This is a genomic window from Pectobacterium sp. A5351 (assembly GCF_028335745.1).
Classification (GTDB): domain Bacteria; phylum Pseudomonadota; class Gammaproteobacteria; order Enterobacterales; family Enterobacteriaceae; genus Pectobacterium.
On sequence record NZ_CP116477.1, the window covers coordinates 3,288,023 to 3,313,205 of the forward strand.

The following is a 25,183-nucleotide window of genomic DNA, read 5'->3' on the forward strand; positions in this document are numbered from 1 at the left end:
CGGGATCCCTTCTCTTGCCGCCTGCCTGAAACTCGAATTATTTTGGGTATAAATTTAATTTTGTAATTTAATCGCTATCTCGCCCGCTTTTTTCTCAATAAATCTTTGATTATAAACCCTTGCTGTCCCTGATCCCATTTTCCATCCCATCAGATAAGAGCGTATCTGCTCTTGCTGCTCTTCATTAATTAAATCCATTTCATCCATCTTTTTTGAAAACCGGTAATTCCAGGTATGCCTGAGCTTATGCCCTGTTAAATTATATAAATCGGGACACAGTTTCCTGACCACATTGATGATTTTATGATACGCCTGCATCGATAACGGTAATCCCCTTATAGCACCTGACTTATGAGTAATAAAAAGATAGCCTTCCTCTTTCATTAACTTATGCCCTCTTCTCTCTTTTAAAATATAATTATGTATTTCTTTCATTACTACATCTGATAAAGGAATTGTTCTTTCCAGAGTTTTTACTAATGGCTGTTTTTTTCTTGGATCCGACTTTTCATCAGCCCGTCTTCGTATTGAGATAGTATGGTTACTAAAATTAATGTCTGATATTTTAATATTAAGTAGCTCTCCCGCTCTGACACCAAGATGATAAAGCATCAAAATAATTAATCTGTTTCTTACCTGAACATTAGATTTAAAAGGATTAAAATCAGAACCAACTCTTATAACCTCAAAAAGTATATCGAGTTGTTTTTGGTCAAGAGATTTATTGGCCCCCAAACCTTTATTTCTATATCGTACCCTTGGGCGTCTTGCTTTTATATTTCTGATAAAAACATCAACTTTTACCCCATTGTGTTTTGCATCTTTCAAAATTAAATTACTTAGCCACTCCAGATAGCGTGCTATAGCCGTTAATCTTAGATGTTTTGTTCCACTTGAGACCAATTGCTGACTGTTATCATATCCTACAACTTTTGACTTCCTTACCTTCCTTTCAATATAATCTCTCAAACCATCTATTTCAGCGTTATTAAGAAACATTCCTGAACTTATTCTACTTTCAATATCAATCTTCTTTTCATCCATAAAACGATAAAACAAAGCAATGCCACCAGCATGAAGTTCAATTGTTGAAATTGAATCACTTTTACATCTCAGATTTGTTGTAATATACAAAGATGGATAAAACAAAGGTATTCCGGTTCTTTTATCAATGACTGTGCAATACCTTTCCCCATTACTCATTATAAATATATTTGTTACTATATTACTCATACACTCTCCTATTATTAAACAACTAACATCAGTAAGTGTCATTTAATAAAGCATCGTTCCATTTCCTATTAAAATAATTTACAAACATAATATAAGTCCGACATATTACATTTTTACCCTGAAAAATATTTGCACTAGTTTTTTATAAAAAATGCACTAAGATAAGATAATATAAGGGTTTATTGTTTTATTATTTACTTTTAAATATTAGGTATATATAAGAAATTTTCTACTTACCTGATACCCATTAAATTACTTTCAAACCCTTGCCACCACTCATCTCTATAGTTTTCACGTAAAGTATTTCGCAATTTAATAATGATTTTCAGCTTTATTTTTTACACTTTATTCATTTAGGGAACAATAAAATCTCATATCCCGCACATTATTTAAACAATTAACATGTATTAATTAAATGTCAAGTGGTGGAATAAATCAAAAAGAATAAGTATTAATATAAAATGCAGATATAAAAAAGGGCTACTCTCTACCGAGACATAGCCCTTCATTTAATTTATCATCAGTTTTCCTAACCATGCCGATTAAAAACTCCATGCACCACATTGCCACCGTTCTCAAGGCTATCCATATAATCGGCATACCATTGCAGCATCTCACGTCTGCCATCGAGATATTGAGCATGGTTGTAAGTGCCACGGATAGCATTCTTATCAACATGCGCCAGTTGGGTTTCAATCCATGCGGTGTTGTAGCCCTGTTCATGGAGAACGGTGCTCATGGTATGGCGGAATCCATGCCCCGTAACGCGACCTGTATAACCAATACGTTTAAACACCTGATTGATACTGGCTTCGCTAATGGTCTTGCCCGGATCATTTCGACCAGGGAACAATAAGAGGAAATTCCCCGTCATTACCCTGATTTTTTCAATAATAGCTAACGCCTGCACAGATAATGGAACAATATGAGGGCGGCGCATTTTCATACGTTCAGCAGAAATTTCCCATAGCGCTTTATCAGTATCGATTTCAGACCATAACGCCCCGCGTAATTCCCCCGTTCGAACACCAGTAATGATCATTAGTCGGGCGGCTAACACCACCAACTCACTACCAGAGTAGCCAGCAAGGGCTTTAAAGAAGGTAGGAAGCTCTTCAATCGTCAGGAACGGGTAATGTGTAGACTCATGTCCCTGCATTGCACTGGTGAGATCTGGCGCGGGATTATACTCAGCCCTGCCTGTCACGATAGCGTAGCGAAACACTTCACCACACCGCTGACGCACTTTCTTGGCTTTCTCAGTCGCTCCCCTGTCTTCCATCTTTTTAAGCACATTAAGCAATTCCAGCGGTTTAATGTCTGTAATAGGCCGTTGACCAATGAACGGGAAAACATCTTTGTTGAACGCTTCGAGAATGTCAGAGGCATATCCCGCAGACCATTTCTTCACTTTCATGTTGTGCCATTCGAGCGCAATTTCCTGAAAGGTGTTTTTTACTTCTTCGATGTGGGCTTGTTTGCTTTCTTGCTTAAACGCACTCGGATCAACGCCATTAACCAGCAGCTTTTTAGCATCATCTCTTTTGCTTCTGGCATCAGCTAAGGTAATGGTCGGGTAGACACCAAACACCACACGTTTTTCTTTACCGGCGATACGGTATTTCATTCGCCAGCTTTTGGTGCCGTTAGGGAACACCTCCAGATACATGCCCCCACCATCTGCTAACTTGTAGGGTTTATCTTTGGGCTTGGCAGTCTCTACTTGTCTGGCATTGAGCTTCATCTGGGGGCATCTCCTCTAGACCGAACACGACATGCCCCCACCGATGCCCCCAACTCACTGTAGATTTACATGAATGTGAGTAGACGAGCAGAGACAATAAGGGCCGTGAAACCGTGTATTATAAGGGTTTAAAGGGTGTTTGAGTAGACTTAGGGAGACGTTAAAAATAGGTAGGATGGTGCCGATAATAGGAGTCGAACCTACGACCTTCGCATTACGAAAACAAAAACCATCGTTTCATAACGTCTCACCACATCTCACGAGACTCATTATATGTTTTTAAAATCAAAACATTAATAGAAATATCGTCTCATTTTATTCCATAAAATCTCACTCTATATTATGCTATTTAAGTACGCCAACAAGTACGCGAGATAAGATCAAAATGGCAACCATGATTACCCAAGACAGACAGGTCGCAAACCTAGCGCCAGACGAAGGGAAAGCCCGTATTGTCGTCAGCGTTAAATCAAAGGCGGGTTCAGGCTTATCAGTCGAATCCCGTTCCGGGAGTCGAACAAAGAGCTGGCTGTACCGCCCTTACCTCAATGGTAAACAAATCAAAATCACCTTGGGTGCTTATCCTGCTATGACGCTGGCTCAAGCGCGTGAAGCGCATGCAGAAGCAGTAGAACTGGTTAAGCAAGGTATCGATCCACGCTACGTCCGAAAAACAACAAAACTACAAAACGAACAAATGCCGATTTTTTCCCAATTGTGGGAAAGCTGGCTGGCATTCAGAGCGGAAAGCAAGCCCATTGGTGCACGCACCCTGTCAGATTACGAGGGAACATTCCGTCGTCATCTGGTAAAAGGTTTAGGTTCAGTAAGGGTCTGTGATTTATCCCGAGCTTTAATCTATGAACACTTCATTCGAGTAAGAAAAACCAGCGCTGAAGGTGTTCGTAAAGGGCTTATCCTGCTCAATATGACACTTGACCACGCAACATTACAGGGATTTATTGATCATAATCCAGCACGTCTACTCAAGCCTGCAATGTTTGGAGCCTCAATGGGTAAACCACGCGAGAGGTGGTTGCCGCGGGACGAGTTGCAGATATTATGGAAAGCACTGGGCGAAGCTGGAAGTGGTGGTGGTGCTATTGCCTCTGGAGGACAAGGCATAGCATCCAGCGTTATCCTATCCCAGTCCATTGCCAATGCATTACGCCTCATTATTTTCACAGGTGTACGTCGTTCAGAAGCTGTAAATATGCGCTGGGAGCAAATCAATGGCGATCACTGGACAATACCTGAAACCAAAAATGGTAAAAGTCATATTGTCACCCTCCACCCTCTCGCTCTAACCCTACTGAAAACACAGCGCATCATTTCAACGGGGAGTTGGGTATTTGAATCTCTCAGCAAACCGGGGTTCCCCGTCACTGGTGATGCCATAACTCGTGCTCTTGAACGATTGAGAACAAAATATATGGCAGAAATGACCCCATTTTCTCCACACGATCTGCGCCGAACAGTTGCTACAGGTTGTGCGGAATATCTGGATGCGCCAGAGCGGTTAATCGAGTTACTTCTAAATCATATCCCTAAAGACCGCTTGATCAGAACCTATCAAGTCGGCCAACAAGCAGAGAAATTGCGGAAGTTGTTTCTAAGATGGGGTGATTTCATTGAGCATGAAATCATTCAGCCCAATCATGATGTCCCTGATAACATCGTCGCGGTTAGTTTTAGTAGGAAATAGTTCACGCCACCGCGAGCCGTGAGACCAAACATTTTGTGCATGAGGTGTTTTATTGATATTTAATGGTTATTTTAATGGAATCAGTAAAACCTACGCTTAACACATCACTCACTAACCAGTTGATTTATCTTATTTTATTACCCTTCAGCACGTTGATAGATTATTGCGTGTGGTTTAAAAAATACAATTTAGTTACACTCATAGTAAATATATAGGTAAAACCCTAAACTACCTCAACCATCCGGCAAGCACCTCTTCAAGCTTCACTAGCGCCTGAATATGCTTTTCTTTTTGCATTCGACCGATATTTTGCAACTTCCATTTCACCGCAGGTAAATGCTGAATCTGGTCTTCGGGAGCAAGACTCCAATCTGGTTGACCACTTTTGAAAGACATCAAAAAATCATAGTCCCGCTGCGTGAATTGTGCTTTGAGAGCATTAACCATTAATTTGGGTATAGCATTAAGTTCTTCCACAGAGACCGCATCGAATGTCATTCCATTAAATTCATGTGCATATAGCTCAGAAATATCTTTCCAGCGGGGATTTAGTACCTCTGAAAATGGGCGTGGGTGTCCCAGTAGATAAGTAATGAAGCCATTGAAGATGTGGCGATCAATACCCTGCGTTTCGAGTAGCATTTTGACGTCATAAAAATCCCGGGGATGTTGCCTGTCCATGGCGGCACAAAGCTTACCACCATAAAGGTCGGCAAGGGAGACAACCTGAATGGTAGCAAAACCAAATTCGTCCTCTACCGAGTCAACAACGTCACGATCCTCAGGAGGATACAGCGTACCTCGCGCAACAGGCGATACCTCAATCTTAATCTGTGCCTCGTGAGAAGAAACCACAATGCGCATTTCATCAGGGTTATTCGTTTGCAGCACCGCCGAAATATCGACCCGTTGTTGCAGTATTTCGGCAATACGGTTCAACGCAGCACGGACATTTGGCAATGCCTCATCCCTGCTTTCAAGCGAGATGTAAGCCAAATCGATATCAACCGATAAGCGGGGAAAATCACGAACAAACAAGTTAATCGCCGTTCCGCCTTTTAATGCAAAGCAGCGCTCTGTTGCTACAAGCGGCAGTGCTCGCATCAATAATACAACCTGCCGGTAATACGGTGAGTTTTTATCCATGTGATAACCCATCATTAATAAACTTTCCGGGTACAGTGATCTGATACTGCTTATCCAACTTACCACCGGCTACTATCTGCCGTTTTCCGGCCCCTAAATCAATGCTGTTTTTATCGATCCGTTTGACCCAGGGATGTACATAGTAATCGGCTAAAAAAAGGTATAAACGATTGGTCTGTACTGCCCGGCTGGCACGAAGAAGCATTTCCACCTTACGCGGACTCAGATTAACTAACCCCTGAAAAAGCTCGGCTGCATGCTCAAAAGTTATGCATCTCGGCACAACATCCGCTAATTCGTAAGCCGCCAGTTCAGGTACGCTAGCTTTTAAGGCCTTACTTTTAATCTCTACGTCTATCAGATACTTCTCGTCAAGCTGAGATAACTTCTGATTAGATAACAACAGCCACTCAACACCGGGAAACTCCCTAAACCACTTTGGCAACGCCGCCTTCTCTTCGACATACAACCAGATACGTTGCTGTTTAAGCTGGAGATAATGAGAACGCCCCTGATAAACAAGACTGGTCAGCCCAGCCAAATGTACCGGGATTGATAACTGATTTTGCAGACATAACACAGCATCACTCCACTCCGGTTCACGTCCTACCCGAACATACACTCCGGTACGCAATTTTCGCAGCCAGTTACTTTGGGTGTACTTATGCGCCAAAGAAGGGCTGATGCCGTACTTTGTCAGCCAGGACTGTACCACCAGAGAACCGGGATCGGTATTCTGCAAAAGCCAGTTTAATTTTGATGCCATACATTCACCATTGGTGCAATAATGCATAAAATAATAAACTATTAAGCTGGCAAGATGTCAACATTGAAAGTAATCAATCCGACTGCGAAGTTATCCGAGTTGAGAGCACCCCTGCCCTTTAGGTTCATTACGATTTACCGCCCCACCCCAGTATGGTTCCCAGGCGGGTAACACATTCCGGCCAGAAAGGCCATACCTGAACTTTGGTGAACAGCGTTATCTCGCGTTTCTCCAGAAAACACTTACCTTTACGCGAGTTCCAGTATTTTTCCGGTGATTTCTGTGAGTAATTCTTATAATAAGCAATTGTATGACGCACTGGCGAGTTTTCACGGGAAAGTTCGACTTCCATGAAATGCCAAATATTTTCCGGATAAACTTGCAGACGCTCAAACGGATAATCCATGCACCTCAAATCCCTAAGCATCAGCCAGTTATGATTTTTCGACCCAGGCTTCCCGCCGGGTTTTTTCTTGGCCTCAATACGCAGAAAATAAGGAAAATCGCCCAATTCAAGATCCAGCATACCGCGCTTTTCACGAAAAACCTTACTTTCGTATCCAACAGTATCCACCTTTTCGTAGCAAAGGACATGCAATGGCGACCGTATGCTTCCCAACCGTGCTCCGGGAAGCCCATACGTTTTCTTATACCCACTGACCTTGCTAATCCGTTTCATTCCCCATACATAATCATGGAGGCGACAACCATAAATATCCAGCGCCACATCTACTTGCGTCACCCAGGCGTCTTCCAACAAAGTTATAAGCACGTTATAGCCGATATGTGCGGCTAGCCATAGTAACAGCATATCCAGTTCGCGTGGCGTCATATGCTGTGGGCCAAATTCAAGCCGGATAGCGCCTGTTTTTTTATTCCGTGGCTCAAAATCAATGCGTAACAGCATCTTATTATCCAACTTCCGCCGTATAATTAGCGCCTTCCAATAAGGATGAGACTTACCCTCTTTTCTCTTGAACTCCAGACTGATTTTGTAGCGCTTCCATTTCTTTTGACTTATGCTGATAAGGCGACCAGCAATTCCATCATATTCTGCTGTTCCTTTATATGTGGGCAGAATTACCACTAGTTTATCCGCCCGTATTTTCAACTGATGTCCGTAATCACCAGTTCCAATGTCCAGCGACTGATTAGTTTCGACATTCTTTTTACTAATTAACATAGCTCCCCCCTATTTTGGGAACAGAGACTCTTTGCCGCTGGTAACTACTCAGCAAACAGCAGCAACTACTTCAATGCAGTTGACTGGATTGTCTCTGTATAAATGATCACGTGTATATTTAACGTGCTATTAGAAAGGTGTGTGCGCATCAACACACATCACATTTGTTTTAGCGCTACTTTTTGCAGGTTATCGATACGCTCCTGGATCTCATCTATGCGCCAGGCGACACGTCGGGCACCAATCTGCACGGGTTCAGGAAAGAGACCCGCTTTGATCTGGCGATAAAGCGTTGCCCGCGATACTGGATAGATTTCCAAAACCATTTTTAGAGAGATCAGTTGTAAGTTTTTCATAGCGATACGCGTCTTTAGTTACGTGCGATATGTGCACGTAGCGCCTTTACAACTTTCGTTTTCATACTCATCTACAGCGTTTTATTCTCACATTCAGCCTAAAAATGCTGTTTTTTGATGGTTATGACCGTCATAATGTCACTCGCCAGCTATAGACATGTTTTATGACGGTCATATAATCATTTTTGAAATAGACCTATGACGGTCATAAATTTTCACTAAGAACGCCATTGGGAGACATATGAATAAACCAGCCAACAAGAATAAAAAGCCATCTGACGATGCTGTGGTTAAACGTAAAAGCCGAAGAAGCCTTAAAGAGGAGTATGGGCCTAGACTTGCATTCAACATGCATGAAGATGATAAAGACAAACTGCTCGAAATAGCTCAATGGCTTGATGGGAATGATTACAGCGATCTAGAACGCGGCAAAGGGAAAATCTATCGAGAAGCAGTGAGCCACCTTATCAATATTTTCTATATAGACACTATCTGTTCCCCTAGGACAAAAGCAGCCAAAAAACTGGCAGAGTTGTATCGAGAACACTATAAGCTTCACGGACGGGATAACATGACCAGAATGGAACGAAAGGCACAATTATCTAAATCATTCCCGACTCCAGATGCCCTTGCTAAAGGTGAACTCACAGTAAATACAGCCCAATGGAAAATTAGGCACCTTGACCAATTATCTAATTACCGATGGGTTGCTAATACCCTGACGCAACTTGATAAAGCCAAGAAAAAATAGGCCCTGATAACTAACTAATTGTGCTACATGAAGTTATAGCCTCATCGTTGATGATATCCGCGCTATTAAATGTGGTGACCGCCTGTCATACAGCACCGTCGTGCTGATATCACTATGCCCGGCCAATTGGCGCACAATATTAATATCCGCCCTCTGCTCCAGCAAACGAGTGATAAACGTCCGCCGCAGGTCATGGGGAGTGAAAGCGTCGATACCCGCGCTATTCCCCAATTGCTGAAGTATGCAGGTCAATCCTGCCGTGGTCAGCGCGTGGGCATCAGGTTTACCTGTGCGGTGTATCCGGGTGAAAAGCGCATCACCTTCTTCCTTCGCGCCGATCCACGCCTGAATAGCTTTTGCGGCCACAAGGGCTGCCGGAACCTGCGCCCTTTCCCCTGTCGGACAGTCAGTGTCCGGCTGGCGGCATCATAATCCAGGGTATTCAGCGCCACTAACTCACCAGCACGTAGCCCTGCGCCACACAACGTCAGGAGAATGGCCCGGTCGCGTTTTTGGCGGGATATGTGCTGATGCTGTTTTGCGGCGGCCAACAGCAGTGTGATCTCTTCCCGGCTGAGCGCCCTTCCCTTGTTGCAACTATCGCCCCGGACACGCTTTACCGTCTTGATTCGAGCAAGGGCGTCCGCGTCCAGTAATTGCAAGTTAAACGCTATCTGGGCCATGCCCTTCAATGCCGTCAGTGTCATATTAATGGTCGCCACCACAAGCACGACGTAATCCGATACGGTAAGCCCCCGATGGCTTCGCGCTTCTGTGCGGACCTCAGAACTTTTTTCGGATGACATCCTGCAACATCTCCTTGCCCAGACTCAGATCCGCGACCAGCTGTTTCAGACGGAGCTTCTCCTCTTCTAACTGCCGCAATCGGCGCAGCTCCGTCACGCCTATACTGCCAAATTTCTTTTTCCAGTTAATGGGATGGACTACCTCCCCCCTCTGCGGTTAACTATTCGAAATATGCGCACCAGGAGAATCACCATGAGTATAGTATTTCTGGGTATCGATCTGGCTAAAAATATCTTTCAGCTCTGCGGATTAAACCAGGCCGGTAAGCCGGTTTATACAAAACGCACTGGACGAAAAGAATTACTCCAGACTGTGGCGAATATTCCGGCATGTCTGATTGGTGTCGAGGCATCCACTGGGGCATTTTACTGGCAACGTGAATTTGAAAAACTGGGACATAAAGTAAAAGTTATTAGCCCTCAGTATGTAAAACCTTTTGTCCGTGGGCAAAAAAATGACGGCAATGATGCGCAGGCGATAGCTGTGGCTCTGATGCAACCTACGATGCAGTTTGTTCCACCGAAAAGCCCTGAACAGCAGGATATTCAGGCTCTACACCGTGCAAGACAGCGTATTGTCAATCATCGTACTGCGACAGTCTGTCAAATCCGAGGGCTGCTGCTTGACCGGGGAATAACAATCGGCGCGGCAGTTTCAAGAGTTCGTCGTGCCGTTCCGCTTATCCTTGAAGATGCTGAAAATGGTCTCAGCGCCAGAATGCGCAGGACGATTGCAGAACTCTATGATCTCGTTAACGATCTGGGTCGTCGTATAAACTTTTTTGATAAAGAAATTGATGCTGTGTTCAGGCAATCAGAAGCCTGCCAGCGCATTGCCAAAGTGAAAGGCATTGGTCCTAAAACAGCCACGGCTGTTGTTGCCGCGATTGGCAGAGGAACCGAATTTAAAAATGGTCGTCACTTTGCCGCATGGCTTGGTCTGGTTCCACGACAGCACTCGAGTGGCGACAAGCAGGTGTTGATGAATATGACGAAAAAAGGCGACAAGCATTTGCGGACACTTTTTATTCATGGTGCCCGCGCTGTCGTCAGAGTTGCCACGAATAACAATGATGGCTGCCTGTATCAGTGGGTTAACCAGTTAAAGGAACGGCGCGGGTTTAATAAAACGACCGTGGCGGTCGCTAACAAGAACGCGAGAGTAATCTGGTCGATGCTGAGAAACGATACCGAGTATCAGGCAGTTGGAAGTTAGTACCCAGCCAGACGAGTTGCAGTGTACTGAAAAATGGTGACAGGTTGCACCTGCACAATCGGAACCTGACTATTATATTGGCCCTAGAGGTCGTCCAGTTGTTGAGGCGATTGTGTGCGGATTACCCATTTGGGCACAGGTTAGTATTCCTGATGCCGGATAGATGTAAGCAACAACCCAAAACCAGATTCAGTATTTGCAAAACGGAGGTAGTCCATAGATATAAAATGTGACCTCAGAAGTCTCCATCTTTCTGCAGACTTCCTCCACCCGAGTGCCGGTTTCGGCCTGCTTCAGGGCAAAAGCAATCTGTTCTTCGGTATACCGCGTTTTTTTCATGCCGGATGACCTCTTTTTACGGAAAAGGAGAGCCGAAAACTCTACTTTACGCCGGTATTGAACAGAGGGAAGAGATTAAAAGCATCATCTGTTTTGATTAAAACAAAAAACAGTTGATGCTTTTTACAGGGTATGTTAAAATATCTAACATATTGATTTAAATCATAAAAAGGATTTAAAGTGCTAGATAAAACTCTCGACGTTGATATTGGAATGCATCAAGTATACTCACGGATTAGAAATTATTTGGCTGGAAGGGTTATCGGAATAACTCGTGATAAATCACTCTTACATGAAGTTGTAAAATGCCTTTTTTGCAAGGTGAAGTTTTCAGATGAAAAAGTTAGTATTGAAAATAAATCTGTTGAGCAGGTAGCGCTCTTATATAGGAAAGAGTTTTCAAAACTAAAAATTGAATTACCTCATATATTTAATGATGATGAGGAAATTCTCTTAGACCCTTCTACAATTCAGTACGTTGATAAAGAGCTATCTTATATCGATCTTGATAATCCTTCAAAAGATCCTTTAGGAGAGTTATATCAAAGTTTTATTAGCTCAGATTTAAGAATGGCTGAAGGGCAATTTTTTACACCTCATCAAGCGATAGCTTGGTTAGTGGAGGCTATTGAACCACAACCAGGTGAGAAAATTATTGATCCCGCATGTGGACCTGGTGGTTTTTTGAGTTATTCAGCCAGATATTTGCTTAATAAAGGTGTAAAGCGAGATGTGATTAATAATTCTCTGTATGGAATAGAAAAGGATTCTTATTTAGCAAAATTGGCTAATGCACATATTGCATTAGCTACATTAAAAAAATCTAATATATTTTGTGCTGACGCCATAGAGTGGAAGGCAGAAAATGAAAAAGAGTTGAATATTTCTAAAGAAAATAGTTATGACATTGTTTTAGCTAATCCACCATTCGGTGCAAAAATAAAGGTCGGTTCTGAAGACGTAAGAAAGGAATTTGAGCTAGCTCATAAATGGTCTGTAAATAAGGGAAATGGGAAATTAGTTAATACAGGCTCATTAAAACCTAATACTCCACCCCAGATTTTATTCATAGAGCTTTGTCTTAAATTGTTAAAACCTGGTGGGCGTATGGGCGTCGTTGTGCCGGAAAGCATGATTTCAAATTCATCAACAAGCTATGTTGTTCAATTCATTAGAGATCACGCAGAAATAAATGCGGTATGTGGAATGCCCGAAAATTTATTTAAGACTAGTGGTAAGGGTGGAACTCATACTAAAACGTGTCTACTCATAGCAACTAAGAAAAATAACAAAAGTTCCCCATTGATTTTTATGGCCGAAGCAAAGTGGTGCGGCCATGATAGCCGAGGAAATTCTATACCACACAATGACTTACCTCACTTGTTAAGAAATTATAAGAATGGAATATTGGAGAGAGAATTTTCTAATCTTGGGGTCTATATTAAAGATAAAAATATAGTTGACAACATTCTAGCACCACGCTACTACGATCCAAACAGCCAAAATGCAATTGATAAACTAGAGTCAACTCACGATATTGTTACTATTCAATCTTTAATTGAAGATGATATTATTGAATTTTCAACAGGTGATGAAATAGGAAAACTAGCTTATGGCACTGGGACAATACCTTTTGTTAGAACTTCAGATATAACAAATTGGGAAATAAAGATAGATCCTAAACAAGGTGTTTCAGAAGAAATATATACATCCTATGCAAAAAAGCAAGATGTCAAGGAAGGCGATATCTTAATGGTAAGGGATGGTACTTATCTGATAGGTTCTTGCGGATATATTTCTAAGTATGATGAAAAAATCATTTACCAGAGCCACTTATATAAAATAAGAGTTAAGAAAAAAGAAGTATTATCGCCTTTCTTGCTTCTTGCCTTGCTTTCATGTGACCCTGTAGTAAGGCAAATAAAAGCGAAGCGTTTTACTCAAGATATAATTGATACGCTAGGTAAACGTGTGTATGAATTGCAATTACCTATACCTAAGTCTAGAGAGCATAGAAATAAAATTGAAAAGATGGTAAAGAAATCTATCGAAGAAAGGATTGAAGCTAGAGAGCTGGCCAGAAAAGCTAAAACTGAGATTGTTTCTAAGTTTATCTAGGCTGACATGGATAACGGCCCGGAACTGATATCGTTGACACTGGTGCAGTGGGTAGAAGAACATGGGGTGATACTGGAGGGTAAGCCGACGCAAAATGATTTTATTGAACGTTTTAACCGGATGAACCGAACAAAAATACTGGATTTTTATCTGTTCAGGATACTTAATGAAGTAAGAGGAATCACAGAGCGCTGGCTATATGAATATAACAGCGAGAGTCCACATGAATCTCTGAATAATCTGACGTCGGAAGAGTACCGGTTAATGGTGGAAAACCCGGAAATATCAAAACGTGTCTGGGACTAAAACCGGAATGCTTACAAGGAATCAAAACCTTAATATTATAAAGTCACTGCCAATAAATTATTAGCAGTGACTTTATATATAGGTTAACCTCTAACATTGAGTTCTTGTGCAATAAAATCTTGGTGATTTTCCCTCAAAATATTTCTATTGACAAATATAGAATCTAGTAAGTTAACGGTTTCATTTATAGTCAAATCCCCCTGTATACGGTTACCATTTGCAGACTGCCAACAGACATTGATTCCATTATGCAGACCCCCTCGTTTTAATGGATTTAAATGTCCCACTTGATATTCAGCCCTACCATGTACTACATCATTTAATAATGTTGAAAAGTTTAACGTCTCAAGAGTTACAGGACATCTAGTATTATTAAAACCACTAACCAATCCATTCTGATTTAATAAATAAATTACATTTTCAGGGAAACTATCAAAGCCAATTAATTCCGAAAGAAGCTTCCTTTCAACACTCCAACAATCAGTCAGGCTTGCATGTTGAAAATCACCATAAAGAACTTCCCACCGTTTTGCTCTATTGGTTTTATCTCTTCCTGTCAACGCACGGTCAGTTTTAAATGTTTTAGTCCTAATCTTATTAGTCACGCTTCTTGGTAAAGATCCATATATAATCGGTCTTGCCTTTAACAACCACAGTATATCATCATTAAGAACACATCTGACATTGGCTAATATATGAACTCGAGGAAGAGAAGGATCGATATAATCGTATAAAAACTCATACGGAACACTATTAAAGCAGAAGATATCCTGTAGTGAGCTTTCCGATATATCATTAGATTGCACTTGCTGAATTATATTATTTATGCATCCTTTAAAGATGAGAAAACACTCTTCAAATGTCGATGCCCTAGGGTCATTTCCAGGCATAAAAGCCCCTTTAATTGGCTCAAAAGAACCAACCTGTGGCATTAATATAAATCCAGGAAGCCAGCGAGTTTTCATCTTCGTAGAACCAATATTCAAGTTAGTTAATTCGATTAAAAAACTAAACCTAATTAAACTATCAATAGTGTTATTTATCATAACATGGTTATAATTTAATGTTATTTTTAATCGTTCTAGCAGTGTAAAAAGCTCCTCATTATTATTATTAGTTAACGACAACAAAGCCTGTCTAATTGACGGTATTGAGAAAGAGAAGGCCCTACCATCTCCAGATATTCCACCAAAAGCCCCCCCAACAGTTCGATTTTCTTCTGCTTCTAATAATATTTTTAGTTGGTTTGCCAGACACATTGAAATAACACCTCACTAATTTACAAAATTAGCAAGTTACTCTACAACTTATTAATTATCAATAAATAAATGTCAAAATAAAGATGTAACTCCTGAGCCATGTATTCAACATGGAGATCATCAGATAAAATCCTCACATTTTCTGAAAGGATTTGATGGCTAAGGTTGATGTGAAATGCCTATTTTGTGAGCAGGTCGACCTAGTTAAAAGCATGGCTCAGGACTCTTTGGAGATCAGCGATACCGCTGTCAGACCTGCAGCCGGAGCTTTCAACTCGAGTGCGTGCTGAACTTCTACTCCTCTTTTGCCCACAGCGCAGGATGGCCGCAATAGTCTTTTTGTGCACGAAGATTCCTAACCAGCTGAAGTGTTTCTAAGAGAACCCATGGTGTCTACGTTAATCTATGTAACTGCTTGATATAGCATCCTGGACACTTCATGACCTAAATAACTTTCCAGAATAGTAGATTCATATATGGACGTCCCGTGGTGTACAAGTACTGACGCGATACGGTTTGCTGTCATATATCCGGCGTCTTTTTGGGAAAATTTGCCCGCGCCATGATGTCATCCGCACCCTGTTTCCTTATCACTTGGCCGGTATTTTCTACCTGGATCTACCTCAGGTTATTACAGGGTTGGTTTACCGTTTTCTCATCAGTGCCTGCAAACTCAGGAAATCTTTTACTTTGTGCCGAACCAAATCATTACTTCATCGCAAAATCCTTGTTCATATCGAAATAAACCGGTTCAGACAGCAACCGCCAGACAATACGTGTTAACTTATTTGCTAGTGCTACGGTGGCTTTCATTTTTCCCCGGCACTCAGTGACATGATTAAGCCATCTTCCAAGGCGGTCATCCCGCTTTTGGGACTGCGCATGACCGCTCTGGCGCCATGAATGATGAGTGTCCGAAGGTCGCAGTTACCATTTTTAGTCATCGAAGTGAGGATGTGTTTCCCGCCGGAACTGTGTTGCCGGGGAACCAGACCACACCAGGCGGAAAGTAGTCTTCCGTTAGCAAATTGTTCTGCATCAACCTCACTTAAAAAAGCGGCGGCGATGAGCGGGCCAACACCCGGTATCGTCATCAGTGCTCGATAACGGGGCTGTTGTTAACACAATGCTGCGATTGCATATTCTGTTAAACGAATATATTCATTCAGTGTGTGGATTTTTTCCAATAACGTGGAAAGCAAATGGCGTAATATCGGAGACACAGGCTTTTCCGCATCTTCAATCAAATCGGGTAATCGCTGTTGTATTCCAACCGGGAACTCGAAGCCCAGTTCAGCGGCCAGAGCACGAATTTGGTTGGCAGCGGCGGTGCGCTGTTCGACCATCCACTGACGGGCACAACGCAGCGCTTTGATATCCTGCTGCTCAACCGTTTTTACGGCAACAAAGTGAATCCCCGGACGAAATGCCGTCTCACATATTGCCAGAGCATCATTGGCATCATTTTTCTGATGACGAGTTAACGTCTTTACATGTTGGGTTGGAATGAGCCGGATGGCGTATCCCATGGATTGGAAAGTCCTCCCCCAGTAATTCGAGGTTGCACAAGCTTCTACTGCAATAAGTGTATCCGGCGGGAATTGACGAACAGTATCTAACAGCTTGCTGCGAGAAACTTTTCGATTCCAGGCAACGGTCCCATCATTCATCCAGACACAAAGCTGAAAAACGGATTTAGCCAGATCGATACCGACGACTCTTATCGTGTTCATGATGTTGTTCCTCTATAAATGGGGCAGCTCAACATAAGTGAGGCAGGATTATGTTGAGGAGGGACGTCCATCACATCACTTGAATGGAACTCAGTCCGAGTTGAGCAATCGGATCAATCGCCAAACAGCAAAAATAACCAACCGGACTGAGTTATGCTGATCATAGCATTTATCCCCGATGAAGAACGACGCCTGATGCGAAAAGAAGCCCAGAAAACCCGTGATAAAAACCATGCCATACGCCTCATTGCCATGCTGATGCTTCATCAGGAAATGGCTGTCACTGACGTCGCCAAAATGCTTTGTGCCGCTCGTTCATCCGTTGGAAGATAGATAAACTGGTTTACTTTACATGGCATTGAAGGACTAAAAAGCCTCAGGCCCGGATGTACTATACGATAGCCGGTTACCGATATCCTTCAGGTTTTGCCGCTGCAGGTACAACGCTCCCCGAAAGATTTCGGCTGGCTACGTTTGCGCTGGAGTACAGAATTACTGGCCCGCATGGTTAATCAGCTTTTTGACGTGACGCTTCATCGTTCCACCTTCCACCGATACCTGAAACAGGCGGGCATTGTCTGGCGCAGAGCCGCGCCGACACTGAAAATCAAAGACCCACACTATGAGGAAAAACGGCTTGACATCGAGCAGGTACTGGCCCGGGAGCAGATGGCCCATCCGGTGTTTTATCAGGATGAAGTCGATATCGACCTGAACCCGAAAACCGGTGCGGACTGGATGCTAAAAGGGCAACAAAAACGCATTGTTACGCCGGGGAAAAACCAAAAGCATTATCTGGCTGGCGCGCTACATTCGGGTACGGGACGAGTCCACTACGTCAGCGGCAGCAGCAAAAATTCTTATTTATTTATCAATCATTTATAAACATTATGTCGCACCTACCGACGAGCGAAAACCATTACGCTGGTGGTGGATAACTACATCATCCATAAAAGCCGCAAAGTGGAGCGTTGGCTGGCAGCAAATAAGAAGTTCCGGTTACTGTTCCTGCCGACTTACTCGCCGTGGCTGAATCCGATAAAGCGGCTGTGACTGTCGTTACACGAAACCATAACGCGAAATAATCAGTACCGGTACATGTGGCAATTACTGGAACAGGTAAATCAATTTATGAACGCCACCTCGCCATTTCCCGGTAATCAACACGAGTTGGCTAAAGTGAAGCGGTAATATGCGAAGTTATTTAGGGTGTGCCACTTAACTTCAAAAACAACCGGATCGAGCCCAAATTAAGCATACTCAGATAGTTTCTGGCTGTTTTTTCTGAGCGCGTTGCGATACGACGGTTTTCTTTTAGCATCGCAAAGCAACGCTCGACGCATTACGTTTTTTGTACAAGCGGATATCCAGTCTTCGGCGTCCGTTCAGACTGGCCTTTTCATTCGATTTGAACGGAATAACCACTTTTATCTCTTTGATTTTCAAGTGATAACGTAGCAATTGATTCGAATATCCCTTATCAGCCAGCACGACTTTCGGGCGAGATTTCAGATTCCCGCTTCTTCGTATGATCCCATACCTGCGATCCAATAGGGCTGCTCGAACCTTCGCGACATGAATATAGCGCACCCTGCCCAGTCATAATCTTCGGCATCAACACCACGTTTAAGGATGCCCGCACTTAAATTCAGCAACGAGCGCATGCTACGCCGCCCACTGGGTGCCAAGCTGCCTAACCAGACATTCAGCACCGTCGCGGAAGAAAGTACTTCCGGCTGACGTGCGCTTAACGTGCCTGATTTCTTATTCTGACCCATAACAGCCTCATTAATGCACATTAACACAAGCCAGCATTACAGCAGGCCCCGTTCAGCCATCGAGACAGTGCAGTCTCCTGCAACGATAAAGTGATCCAATACGCGCACATCGACCAACGCCAGCGCCTGCTGGAGTGATTGCGTGATCTTGATATCCTGCTGGCTGGCTTCGGTACTGCCCGATGGGTGGTTGTGTACCAATATGACTGCGGCGGCGTTATGGTATAGAGCCTGTTTCACCACCTCCCGCGGATAGACCGGAGTATGGCTTATCGTGCCCTGGAACAACTCACGCCACAGCAATACGCGGTTTTGGTTATCCAGCAGCACCACACCAAAAACTTCTTGTTCGCGTAGTGCCAGCGTAAACAACAGGAAGTCTCTGACTGCATCCGGTGACGTTAATTGGCATCCACGGCGCACCGTTGCGCTGAGCAGTTTCCTTGCTTGTTCAATCAACGAGCGTTCAGCAGTCGTCATTATGCGGTTCCTCCCGTGTGATGAAGAAAATAGCGTCGAGGAATAATTGGTGCATACCTGCCCGTTCTCGCAGAGAACAGCGTCTGCGGCGGATACGTGTGTAAGTACTGCTATCGAAGAAATACAGCCATTCGTCATCGATATGGATCAGCACCGTCCAATGATATTGGTCACTGAGCAAGATCACGCGTCCGGGGTGTTGAGATAGCCATCGTTGACAGCGAATCAACGTAGACCGTCCTGTACGGGCAGGCTTTTGTATAAAGGGACACTGAACAGTAATGGGGTAGCGCCGATAGCGACTGGATTGCAGGAAACGCAGCATTGAGACTATCGCAGGGGTTTCCATGCCATAAGCCAGGTAATCCACTACATCATGGCGTTGATGGAGGTGATCAACGAGTGCCCTAAATAGCGGAGTCCGTTTGATTCGAGGTCCATAAAGCCAGTACAGCGAATTCACAACACTGTATATTCCGCATAAGCTGTCTAGCGTTCCTTGCACTGCGGGAGTGAGTTTTTTGAATTGTTTCATTTTAAGAGCCACATTATTGTTGCTCATGACGTCATGAATATATTTTTTGCGCACGCGTTATTAACTTGGAAATTAGCGTTCTTGATGAACAGAAACCGTGTAAATTTTCATTTTCCAATAGCGGATAAAGTTACGTTGCCAGAGTTCAAATAGCGCACCGCCCTCCTCTACATCAATATCGCCCATTAAATAATGCCAGACATAAGACTGACTCCAGCTAATATCCAATTCTTTTTCCAGTTCAGGCCATGGTCCACCCATATAACTAAAGTCTGTCAGATAGTCGAAATACCAGACATCGGCATGATGTATGAGACGGATTTCTACCGGGTGGAAGCCACCGGATTCAGCTGAGTATTTCGAGTCACGGAAATTCAAGGTAACAGCAGGGGGGGTAAGCGGAGGAGGAGGTAAGTATTCAACTATTATTTTTATAAAGGTTCGACTGACGGGTAAATGCAGCCCTGACTGATAAACAGTCATATGGTCTTTCATGATGAACTCCATTTATTAATGAAGGATATGTTGCACTAGCTGATGCATATTTACGGATAAATATCGTTACCTTTATGAGGTCAATATTTTCTGACCGAGTAGATATTGCAGCAACAGAAATACAGTCATCTTTCAGCCAGTAAATATACATAGCAGTCGTTGATTCTGTAATGACTTACTGATTTTGGTGAATCGTGGACATCAGCAACCCTCCCATAAAAAGGATAATAAGAACAGTAGGTGAAATATGGTGTCATACCATGAATGCTGACACATTCAAAATAGACATGTGCCAGCGCAGTCAGTATAGCAAAATAGCATACACAAAGCAATACCATTCCTGATATAAAGTGTTTATATTCAATACGTTATGATGATATGACTATTTTTTAGTGGCTGATGGCTGTACCTGTTCAAGGTCTTCTGCCACCTGCGCCAGAGCCAGTTTTAGCATCCGATCACGTGAAGCAGGAGACATGGTGCGGAACAGTTGTATCCAGAGATTCAGCTTTTCATCTACTGTCAATTGAACAGCTTCACGTTCACTTTTCAGCGACATTCCCGCCGCACTAATGTGGTACACGAACCCTTTTCCCCGCGTCCGTTTGCGTTTGATTTCGGGATGCAGATCAGCCAGTTTTTCCAGGCGCAGACGGGCACCTTTCGCCGTTCCTGGCATACCCTCCATACCGACGAACTCTTCTGCTGTCAGCCATGTCTGCCCGTCATTCACCTGCTCTGTGGGTAGTAGGGATTCCGAGTTACTGTTCATGTTTTTAGTCATAAAAATCTCACCAGATATCAATGCGTTGTAAAAAAGAACAAAAAACCAATTAAAAGGAACTTGATAAGTTCTCTTTATTCGCTTTTAATATCCATGTACTGATTCAATGGAGTTAATACAGTGAATAACTCATCAGCATCGCAAAAAAAGCGAAGCAAGGGAAGTCCACAGGACTGGCACCGTGCCGACATAGTGGCGGCACTGCATAAACGTGGTCTGACACTTTCGCAGCTTTCCCGTGAACAGGGGCTTGCGGCGCGAACACTCAATAACGCCTTTGAACGGCACTATCCACGTGCTGAAGGATTGATTGCCCAAGCATTAGGCATGAGACCGGAAGAACTCTGGCCGAGTCGTTACCTTGATAAAAAGTCAAAAGGGAAGCAGGAATGAGTACTACGGTGACTCAGGTGGTCGAGAGTTTTGAATACCTGTTCTCGTCACTTTACCGGAAGGATTTCGTCAGGACATTACGGCTGAACGAATGCAGTGAAAGGGAATTATTGCCACTGGTGCGTTGTTACCTGCTTGGATGGTTTGCCGATCAGGTAACGCCGGAAGTTAAAAGCAAGCTGCCGGACACGCTGCGCGGCAATGGTTACATTGATTTCATCATCGATGATGTGGCAGTGGAATTTGCAGTAAGACGCCCTACTGCCTCCCGGCCTGTGATCTCGGCAACGGTGAACAGCACGGAAATCAAGAAATTGATGAAGTATGACGGTAAGTCGCTGCTAGTGCTGTTTGATTTCTCCAGCACGCCATGGACCGAAGAACAATTGGACTCATTTCGTGACTGGCCCTCACTAGGTAAAGGGAACCATAAAAAGTCGGCGTTTAATGTGGCTTATTTCTACACCACGCGGCGACCACTGGCGTTTCACAGAATCACTAAAAATATCCGGGTGCTGTAGCAGCTAAGGCCAGCACCCAGTTCCATCATGGCGCGCCAATAACGACCATGACACTTTGATATCACGATTAATATAAAGGAGCTTCATTTATGAAACCTCTGCTATTGGCTGTTGCCTTGTTCTCACCACTGGCAATGTCTGCCACGTTCCATCTAGCCAGCAAAACCGCCACCATGACAATTGAAATGAGCGATCAGTCAAAGTCGCCAATTAAATTTGAAATCATAGGTAACGGACCAGCCATTAACGGTATGCCCGGCGTCTGTGAAATCAGTGGTGAAGCCCCATTTTGGGCAGGAACCGACTCCGGTTTAGCGTGGATGTATCTGTCACCCGACAAAAAGACCATGGTGCTGATTAAAGGCCGTTCAGATGACAATTGGGCGGTACTCAGCCTGCTTCCTCTAGGGCTTTGTGGCGTGGGCGCAGAGAACTCTATTGATGGCGTTTATACCGCCAGAAAAAAATAAAACAGCACGCTTTATTCTCAAGGTAAGGATTGGATATGGCACAGATCACGACATGGCAACGCTGCCAGAAAAAACAACATGTCGCCAAACTCTTTAAACCGACGCCGCTATGCAGAAACTTTACGGCCAACGCAGGGAAAATCTCAATGTCTTCTATACGCAAAACGCTTATCGTCATGACTACCGGAATACTTCTGACCGGATGCAACGCCGGAACGCCAGAATGCAACAGCGATGATGCCAAAAATTTGGTGATCAGCATCGCCACAGAACAACTGGCAAAACAAACTGCGATGCTGAAAAAATCACAATTATCCGGTTTAGCCCCCAAGAATATCGAGCAGATTAAATTCTCTGTGAACACCGTCAGAACAATGCAACACCATAAATCACCGGAAATCTATGAGTGTGCGGCTAACTTGCTTATGACTGGCTCGGAAAAGTCAACAACGCTGCCAATCACCTATACGGTGCAACAAACCGATGACCGCAAACAGTTTCTCGTCAACGTTGTCGGCTTGTAACCATTGTTCACTCAGGGATACGACACGCCAATAAAATAGAATTCCACTGGATAATCCATGCGAAAAAATAAACTTAACAAACGCTCTGCATTTTTTGCGTATCTCGATGCGGAAGGTATCCAGTGGAAACGAAACGGAAAAACGACAGAAGTTTTCGGTAGTCTTCATTTGCACCAACACCAGGGTAGTCGCTTCAAAGTTCCTGCCAACCTCTGTATTCACGGCGATGTTCACTTTGCTGAATACTGCAAAATCCCGAAAAACATCGAGGTAACGGGAAGCCTGTATATTCATGGCTCCCCACTTTGCCGTTATAACTCGAAAATCACCATACCGGCATCATTGAAAGTCGGTTCAAGCGTGTACCTGTACCACTACAACGGGTGTTGGCCGATTAATATCAACGTCATCAATGGGCATTTTTTCTGGATTTACTCAGACATCAAAGGCCTTCCCGAGATCTTTGTGGTGAAAGGCGAAATGGATGTTAGCGGGTCAATTCTTAGAACCCCACCGTCTGATCTGACGGTGGATGGTGATTTGAAAATGCTGGGTACTCGGGCGACTCATTTGCCAGAGCGGATGGCGTTGGGGGGAGTATTGAATCTTTCGTTCTTACAGATTGTGATATCTACCAGAATATTTTATTCAATAAACCATATTAAATGATTTCGCACATTGATGCTTCACTTATCATTGCAAAAGATCAGAACTAATAGGGACATCCCCCTATAAAATAAATATAGTGATATGATGCAACAGCTGTTTGATCATCAATGGCTAAAAAACATTAAAAATACCGAAAATACGTAATTTTATAGCTCAAAGAATAATTATAATCATTGATAGCAATAGCAATAGCAATAGCAATAGCAATAGCAATAGCAATAGCAATAGCAATAGCAATAGCAATAGCAATAGCAATAGCAATAGCAATAGCACCATAAGATGGTCTATCTATATTATCTGTAAAAAAACTGATGATTATAAATAAACATCACCGCAATATTTAATAAAAAATGAAGAAAATCCTATCGTAAATAAATACCAGTAATAATCTGTTAATCTTGCAGAGTATAACCATGAAAAAATGGTTATAATTCACTCTAATTCCCTGTAAGGCTGAGGGATCCCCACAAAATCATCGCTAATAAACCAGCACCATATTTCGGTAGGTGCTGGTGAGTTGGGCTAAAATACTCTCCAGCTTCACTCGCCTGATTATTCGCGGTGAATGCCGCAGTACATTTTCCGCCAGTGTCAAAAACGATATCACTCTTCGACTTTTAAGGCTGTTCGCCTGATAATGAAGATGAAGACCTTTATTTTCAAAATGATATCCTAATAACCAGAGAACAATTGATGCCAGTGTTGCCAGCAAACTCAGCACCCAAAGCCGCTCACCCGTTTTGCTTCCACAGGCGCGTAAGCCAAAGCCAAATCTCTCACTCTTTTCATCGCGAAAGTTTTGTTCAATCTGCATTCTCCTGCTGTAGAGTTTCATAATTTCATGGGGCTTGAATTCATCAGTACTGGTAAATAGCAGCCACGGCTCTTTAGCTGACGCACGCTGTTCTTTTTCTGTTGTGGGATGGCTCGGTTTCCCTTTGCGACGTTGGCTTTTTCGGCCTTTCGGCGCTTTTTTATAAAGATAAAAATGTCCGTTGCATTGCGCCTTTTTTGAACGCGCCAGCGTTCCGGCTCCCAGATATTCCGCGCGCGCCGTGCCAGTACAGTCTTTCACGTTCAGCCAGCGTTCCGGGCCATGATGAAGGCAAAATTTTACGTTTCCCCGGATGCGACCAATAAAGTCCCATCCCAGTGCTTTGATATGCCGAAACCATTCATTGTGGAAGCCCGCGTCGGTGATGAGGGTGACTTTCATTTGCGGGGCAATAGCACAGGCAAGCGCGTCAAGAAAGGCTTTCTGTATCAAAATATTGTTTTGCTTTTCTGACGGAACCACCTGACTCATCAAGGGGATAGCGCGGCCATCACAGACAAGGCTGGCACGCAGGACATGAAAATCCTGAGAGGGATAGCCACTCCAGTCGACGGCAATAACACACCACGGCATGTTTTTGGTCATCATGGATGTAATCTGATTAAATATTTTCGGGATATCGTGATGAAGCGCAGTGTTTCCCAAAAGGCGGTCAACCCGTTTTATTTTATCTTTCACGCGAGCAGGGCCGGGTAAATAACGCCCGATGCAGGTGAGTGAAAGCGTGGCACCGCTTATCAACGCAGCGGTGGAATCAATAAGCGCATGTTGTCGATATTGATGTGTTGAAGCTAAAGCGTGACGGAAAAAAGTCTGGCATACTTTACGGACAGGCATAGGGTGATCTCATTGAATTTTTTGGCGAAAATCAGTAGATCATAAAACTCTATGCCTGTCTTGTTTTCTGGGGATTCCTCAGCCTGTAAGGGGATAAAATGACTATCCTTATCTGCAGCTACATGTATACCTAATATCAAAAGAAAAAGCATAGTGTTGAAATGATTGCAACCGCCATTACAGGTGAAAGTTAATACAGTA

The 25,183-nt window shown here is 43.4% G+C and carries 21 protein-coding genes and 8 pseudogenes; 12 read left to right on the forward strand and 17 right to left on the reverse strand.

Features of this window, described 5'->3' with window-relative positions; translation table 11 throughout:
* Positions 1 to 54: 54 nt before the first annotated feature.
* Positions 55 to 1,233: a tyrosine-type recombinase/integrase gene (locus O1Q74_RS15165; protein ID WP_271874457.1), complete on the reverse strand. Its 1,179-nt coding sequence runs from the start codon at positions 1,231 to 1,233 to the stop codon at positions 55 to 57.
* Between the two features lie 529 nt (positions 1,234 to 1,762).
* Complete coding sequence (locus O1Q74_RS15170) at positions 1,763 to 2,977, reverse strand: tyrosine-type recombinase/integrase (protein WP_271874458.1); 1,215 nt, start codon at positions 2,975 to 2,977, stop codon at positions 1,763 to 1,765.
* Between the two features lie 385 nt (positions 2,978 to 3,362).
* Here O1Q74_RS15170 and O1Q74_RS15175 point away from each other — a divergent pair, with 385 nt between their 5' ends.
* Positions 3,363 to 4,682, forward strand: coding sequence for a tyrosine-type recombinase/integrase (locus O1Q74_RS15175; RefSeq protein ID WP_271874459.1), 1,320 nt, complete (start codon positions 3,363 to 3,365; stop codon positions 4,680 to 4,682).
* Positions 4,683 to 4,910: 228 nt separating this feature from the next.
* Here O1Q74_RS15175 and O1Q74_RS15180 read toward each other — a convergent pair whose 3' ends face one another.
* The 4 genes from O1Q74_RS15180 to O1Q74_RS15195 all read right to left on the reverse strand — a co-directional run bounded on the left by O1Q74_RS15180 (position 4,911) and on the right by O1Q74_RS15195 (position 8,133).
* Positions 4,911 to 5,828, reverse strand: a complete 918-nt coding sequence (locus O1Q74_RS15180; protein WP_271874460.1) for a nucleotidyl transferase AbiEii/AbiGii toxin family protein — start codon at positions 5,826 to 5,828, stop codon at positions 4,911 to 4,913.
* Positions 5,821 to 6,594, reverse strand: a complete 774-nt coding sequence (locus O1Q74_RS15185) for a type IV toxin-antitoxin system AbiEi family antitoxin (protein WP_271874461.1) — start codon at positions 6,592 to 6,594, stop codon at positions 5,821 to 5,823. Before O1Q74_RS15185 ends, O1Q74_RS15180 begins: the two co-directional genes overlap by 8 nt.
* A 127-nt stretch (positions 6,595 to 6,721) precedes the next feature.
* The gene (locus O1Q74_RS15190; protein ID WP_271874463.1) at positions 6,722 to 7,777 is read right to left on the reverse strand and encodes a hypothetical protein; all 1,056 of its coding nucleotides are present in this window, start codon (positions 7,775 to 7,777) and stop codon (positions 6,722 to 6,724) included.
* 158 nt (positions 7,778 to 7,935) lie between these two features.
* Positions 7,936 to 8,133: a helix-turn-helix transcriptional regulator gene (locus O1Q74_RS15195; RefSeq protein ID WP_271874464.1), complete on the reverse strand. Its 198-nt coding sequence runs from the start codon at positions 8,131 to 8,133 to the stop codon at positions 7,936 to 7,938.
* Between the two features lie 241 nt (positions 8,134 to 8,374).
* Between O1Q74_RS15195 and O1Q74_RS15200 the strand changes: the two genes are divergently transcribed.
* Positions 8,375 to 8,884, forward strand: a complete 510-nt coding sequence (locus O1Q74_RS15200) for a hypothetical protein (protein ID WP_271874465.1) — start codon at positions 8,375 to 8,377, stop codon at positions 8,882 to 8,884.
* Between the two features lie 33 nt (positions 8,885 to 8,917).
* Here O1Q74_RS15200 and O1Q74_RS15205 read toward each other — a convergent pair.
* Positions 8,918 to 9,591 (reverse strand): annotated as a pseudogene (locus O1Q74_RS15205) (tyrosine-type recombinase/integrase).
* Positions 9,592 to 9,607: 16 nt separating this feature from the next.
* Positions 9,608 to 9,817: pseudogene (locus tag O1Q74_RS15210) on the reverse strand (IS3 family transposase); the annotation flags it as partial.
* A gap of 66 nt (positions 9,818 to 9,883) precedes the next feature.
* Here O1Q74_RS15210 and O1Q74_RS15215 point away from each other — a divergent pair.
* Positions 9,884 to 10,906 (forward strand): IS110 family transposase, encoded by a 1,023-nt coding sequence (locus O1Q74_RS15215; protein ID WP_271874467.1) that lies wholly within the window; start codon positions 9,884 to 9,886, stop codon positions 10,904 to 10,906.
* A 222-nt stretch (positions 10,907 to 11,128) separates the two neighbouring features.
* On the opposite strand, the pseudogene O1Q74_RS15220 reads toward O1Q74_RS15215, so the two are convergent.
* A pseudogene (locus O1Q74_RS15220) lies at positions 11,129 to 11,245 on the reverse strand (transposase); the annotation flags it as partial.
* A gap of 180 nt (positions 11,246 to 11,425) precedes the next feature.
* On the opposite strand from O1Q74_RS15220, the gene O1Q74_RS15225 reads away from it, so the two are divergent.
* Positions 11,426 to 13,363: an N-6 DNA methylase gene (locus tag O1Q74_RS15225; protein WP_271874469.1), complete on the forward strand. Its 1,938-nt coding sequence runs from the start codon at positions 11,426 to 11,428 to the stop codon at positions 13,361 to 13,363.
* A 6-nt stretch (positions 13,364 to 13,369) separates the two neighbouring features.
* Positions 13,370 to 13,669: pseudogene (locus tag O1Q74_RS15230) on the forward strand (integrase core domain-containing protein); the annotation flags it as partial.
* A gap of 83 nt (positions 13,670 to 13,752) precedes the next feature.
* Here the strand turns inward: O1Q74_RS15230 and O1Q74_RS15235 are convergent.
* Positions 13,753 to 14,928 carry a hypothetical protein gene (locus tag O1Q74_RS15235; RefSeq protein ID WP_271874471.1) on the reverse strand — a complete coding sequence of 392 codons (1,176 nt, stop codon included), beginning with the start codon at positions 14,926 to 14,928 and terminating at the stop codon, positions 13,753 to 13,755.
* Between the two features lie 155 nt (positions 14,929 to 15,083).
* Here O1Q74_RS15235 and O1Q74_RS15240 point away from each other — a divergent pair.
* Positions 15,084 to 15,208: pseudogene (locus tag O1Q74_RS15240) on the forward strand (IS1 family transposase); the annotation flags it as partial.
* Positions 15,209 to 15,636: 428 nt separating this feature from the next.
* Here the strand turns inward: O1Q74_RS15240 and O1Q74_RS15245 are convergent.
* A pseudogene (locus tag O1Q74_RS15245) lies at positions 15,637 to 16,661 on the reverse strand (IS110 family transposase).
* 153 nt (positions 16,662 to 16,814) lie between these two features.
* Here O1Q74_RS15245 and O1Q74_RS15250 point away from each other — a divergent pair.
* Positions 16,815 to 17,852, forward strand: a pseudogene (locus tag O1Q74_RS15250) (IS630 family transposase).
* 13 nt (positions 17,853 to 17,865) lie between these two features.
* On the opposite strand, the pseudogene O1Q74_RS20385 reads toward O1Q74_RS15250, so the two are convergent.
* From O1Q74_RS20385 to O1Q74_RS15275, 5 genes and pseudogenes are all read right to left on the reverse strand, one after another.
* Positions 17,866 to 18,215 (reverse strand): annotated as a pseudogene (locus O1Q74_RS20385) (transposase); the annotation flags it as partial.
* The gene (locus O1Q74_RS15260; protein ID WP_442953151.1) at positions 18,170 to 18,439 is read right to left on the reverse strand and encodes a hypothetical protein; all 270 of its coding nucleotides are present in this window, start codon (positions 18,437 to 18,439) and stop codon (positions 18,170 to 18,172) included. The gene O1Q74_RS15260 and the pseudogene O1Q74_RS20385, both read right to left, overlap by 46 nt.
* A gap of 36 nt (positions 18,440 to 18,475) precedes the next feature.
* The gene (radC, locus tag O1Q74_RS15265; protein ID WP_271874472.1) at positions 18,476 to 18,919 is read right to left on the reverse strand and encodes a RadC family protein; all 444 of its coding nucleotides are present in this window, start codon (positions 18,917 to 18,919) and stop codon (positions 18,476 to 18,478) included.
* Between the two features lie 607 nt (positions 18,920 to 19,526).
* On the reverse strand, positions 19,527 to 19,949 hold the full coding sequence (locus O1Q74_RS15270) for a DUF2787 family protein (protein ID WP_271874474.1): 423 nt from the start codon (positions 19,947 to 19,949) through the stop codon (positions 19,527 to 19,529).
* A gap of 382 nt (positions 19,950 to 20,331) precedes the next feature.
* Complete coding sequence (locus tag O1Q74_RS15275) at positions 20,332 to 20,733, reverse strand: hypothetical protein (RefSeq protein ID WP_271874476.1); 402 nt, start codon at positions 20,731 to 20,733, stop codon at positions 20,332 to 20,334.
* Positions 20,734 to 20,853: 120 nt separating this feature from the next.
* On the opposite strand from O1Q74_RS15275, the gene O1Q74_RS15280 reads away from it, so the two are divergent.
* From O1Q74_RS15280 to O1Q74_RS15300, 5 genes are all read left to right on the forward strand, one after another.
* Positions 20,854 to 21,126, forward strand: coding sequence for a helix-turn-helix domain-containing protein (locus O1Q74_RS15280; protein WP_014915451.1), 273 nt, complete (start codon positions 20,854 to 20,856; stop codon positions 21,124 to 21,126).
* Positions 21,123 to 21,647, forward strand: a complete 525-nt coding sequence (locus tag O1Q74_RS15285; protein WP_271874479.1) for a hypothetical protein — start codon at positions 21,123 to 21,125, stop codon at positions 21,645 to 21,647. Before O1Q74_RS15280 ends, O1Q74_RS15285 begins: the two co-directional genes overlap by 4 nt.
* An 89-nt stretch (positions 21,648 to 21,736) precedes the next feature.
* Positions 21,737 to 22,117: a hypothetical protein gene (locus tag O1Q74_RS15290; protein WP_271874481.1), complete on the forward strand. Its 381-nt coding sequence runs from the start codon at positions 21,737 to 21,739 to the stop codon at positions 22,115 to 22,117.
* Positions 22,118 to 22,152: 35 nt separating this feature from the next.
* Positions 22,153 to 22,641, forward strand: coding sequence for a hypothetical protein (locus tag O1Q74_RS15295; RefSeq protein WP_271874483.1), 489 nt, complete (start codon positions 22,153 to 22,155; stop codon positions 22,639 to 22,641).
* Between the two features lie 57 nt (positions 22,642 to 22,698).
* Positions 22,699 to 23,310 carry a hypothetical protein gene (locus O1Q74_RS15300; protein WP_271874484.1) on the forward strand — a complete coding sequence of 204 codons (612 nt, stop codon included), beginning with the start codon at positions 22,699 to 22,701 and terminating at the stop codon, positions 23,308 to 23,310.
* A gap of 478 nt (positions 23,311 to 23,788) precedes the next feature.
* On the opposite strand, the gene O1Q74_RS15305 is transcribed toward O1Q74_RS15300, so the two are convergent.
* A complete protein-coding gene (locus tag O1Q74_RS15305) occupies positions 23,789 to 24,982 on the reverse strand; it encodes an IS4 family transposase (protein WP_271874016.1) in 1,194 nt (397 codons plus the stop codon).
* Positions 24,983 to 25,183: the final 201 nt, after the last annotated feature.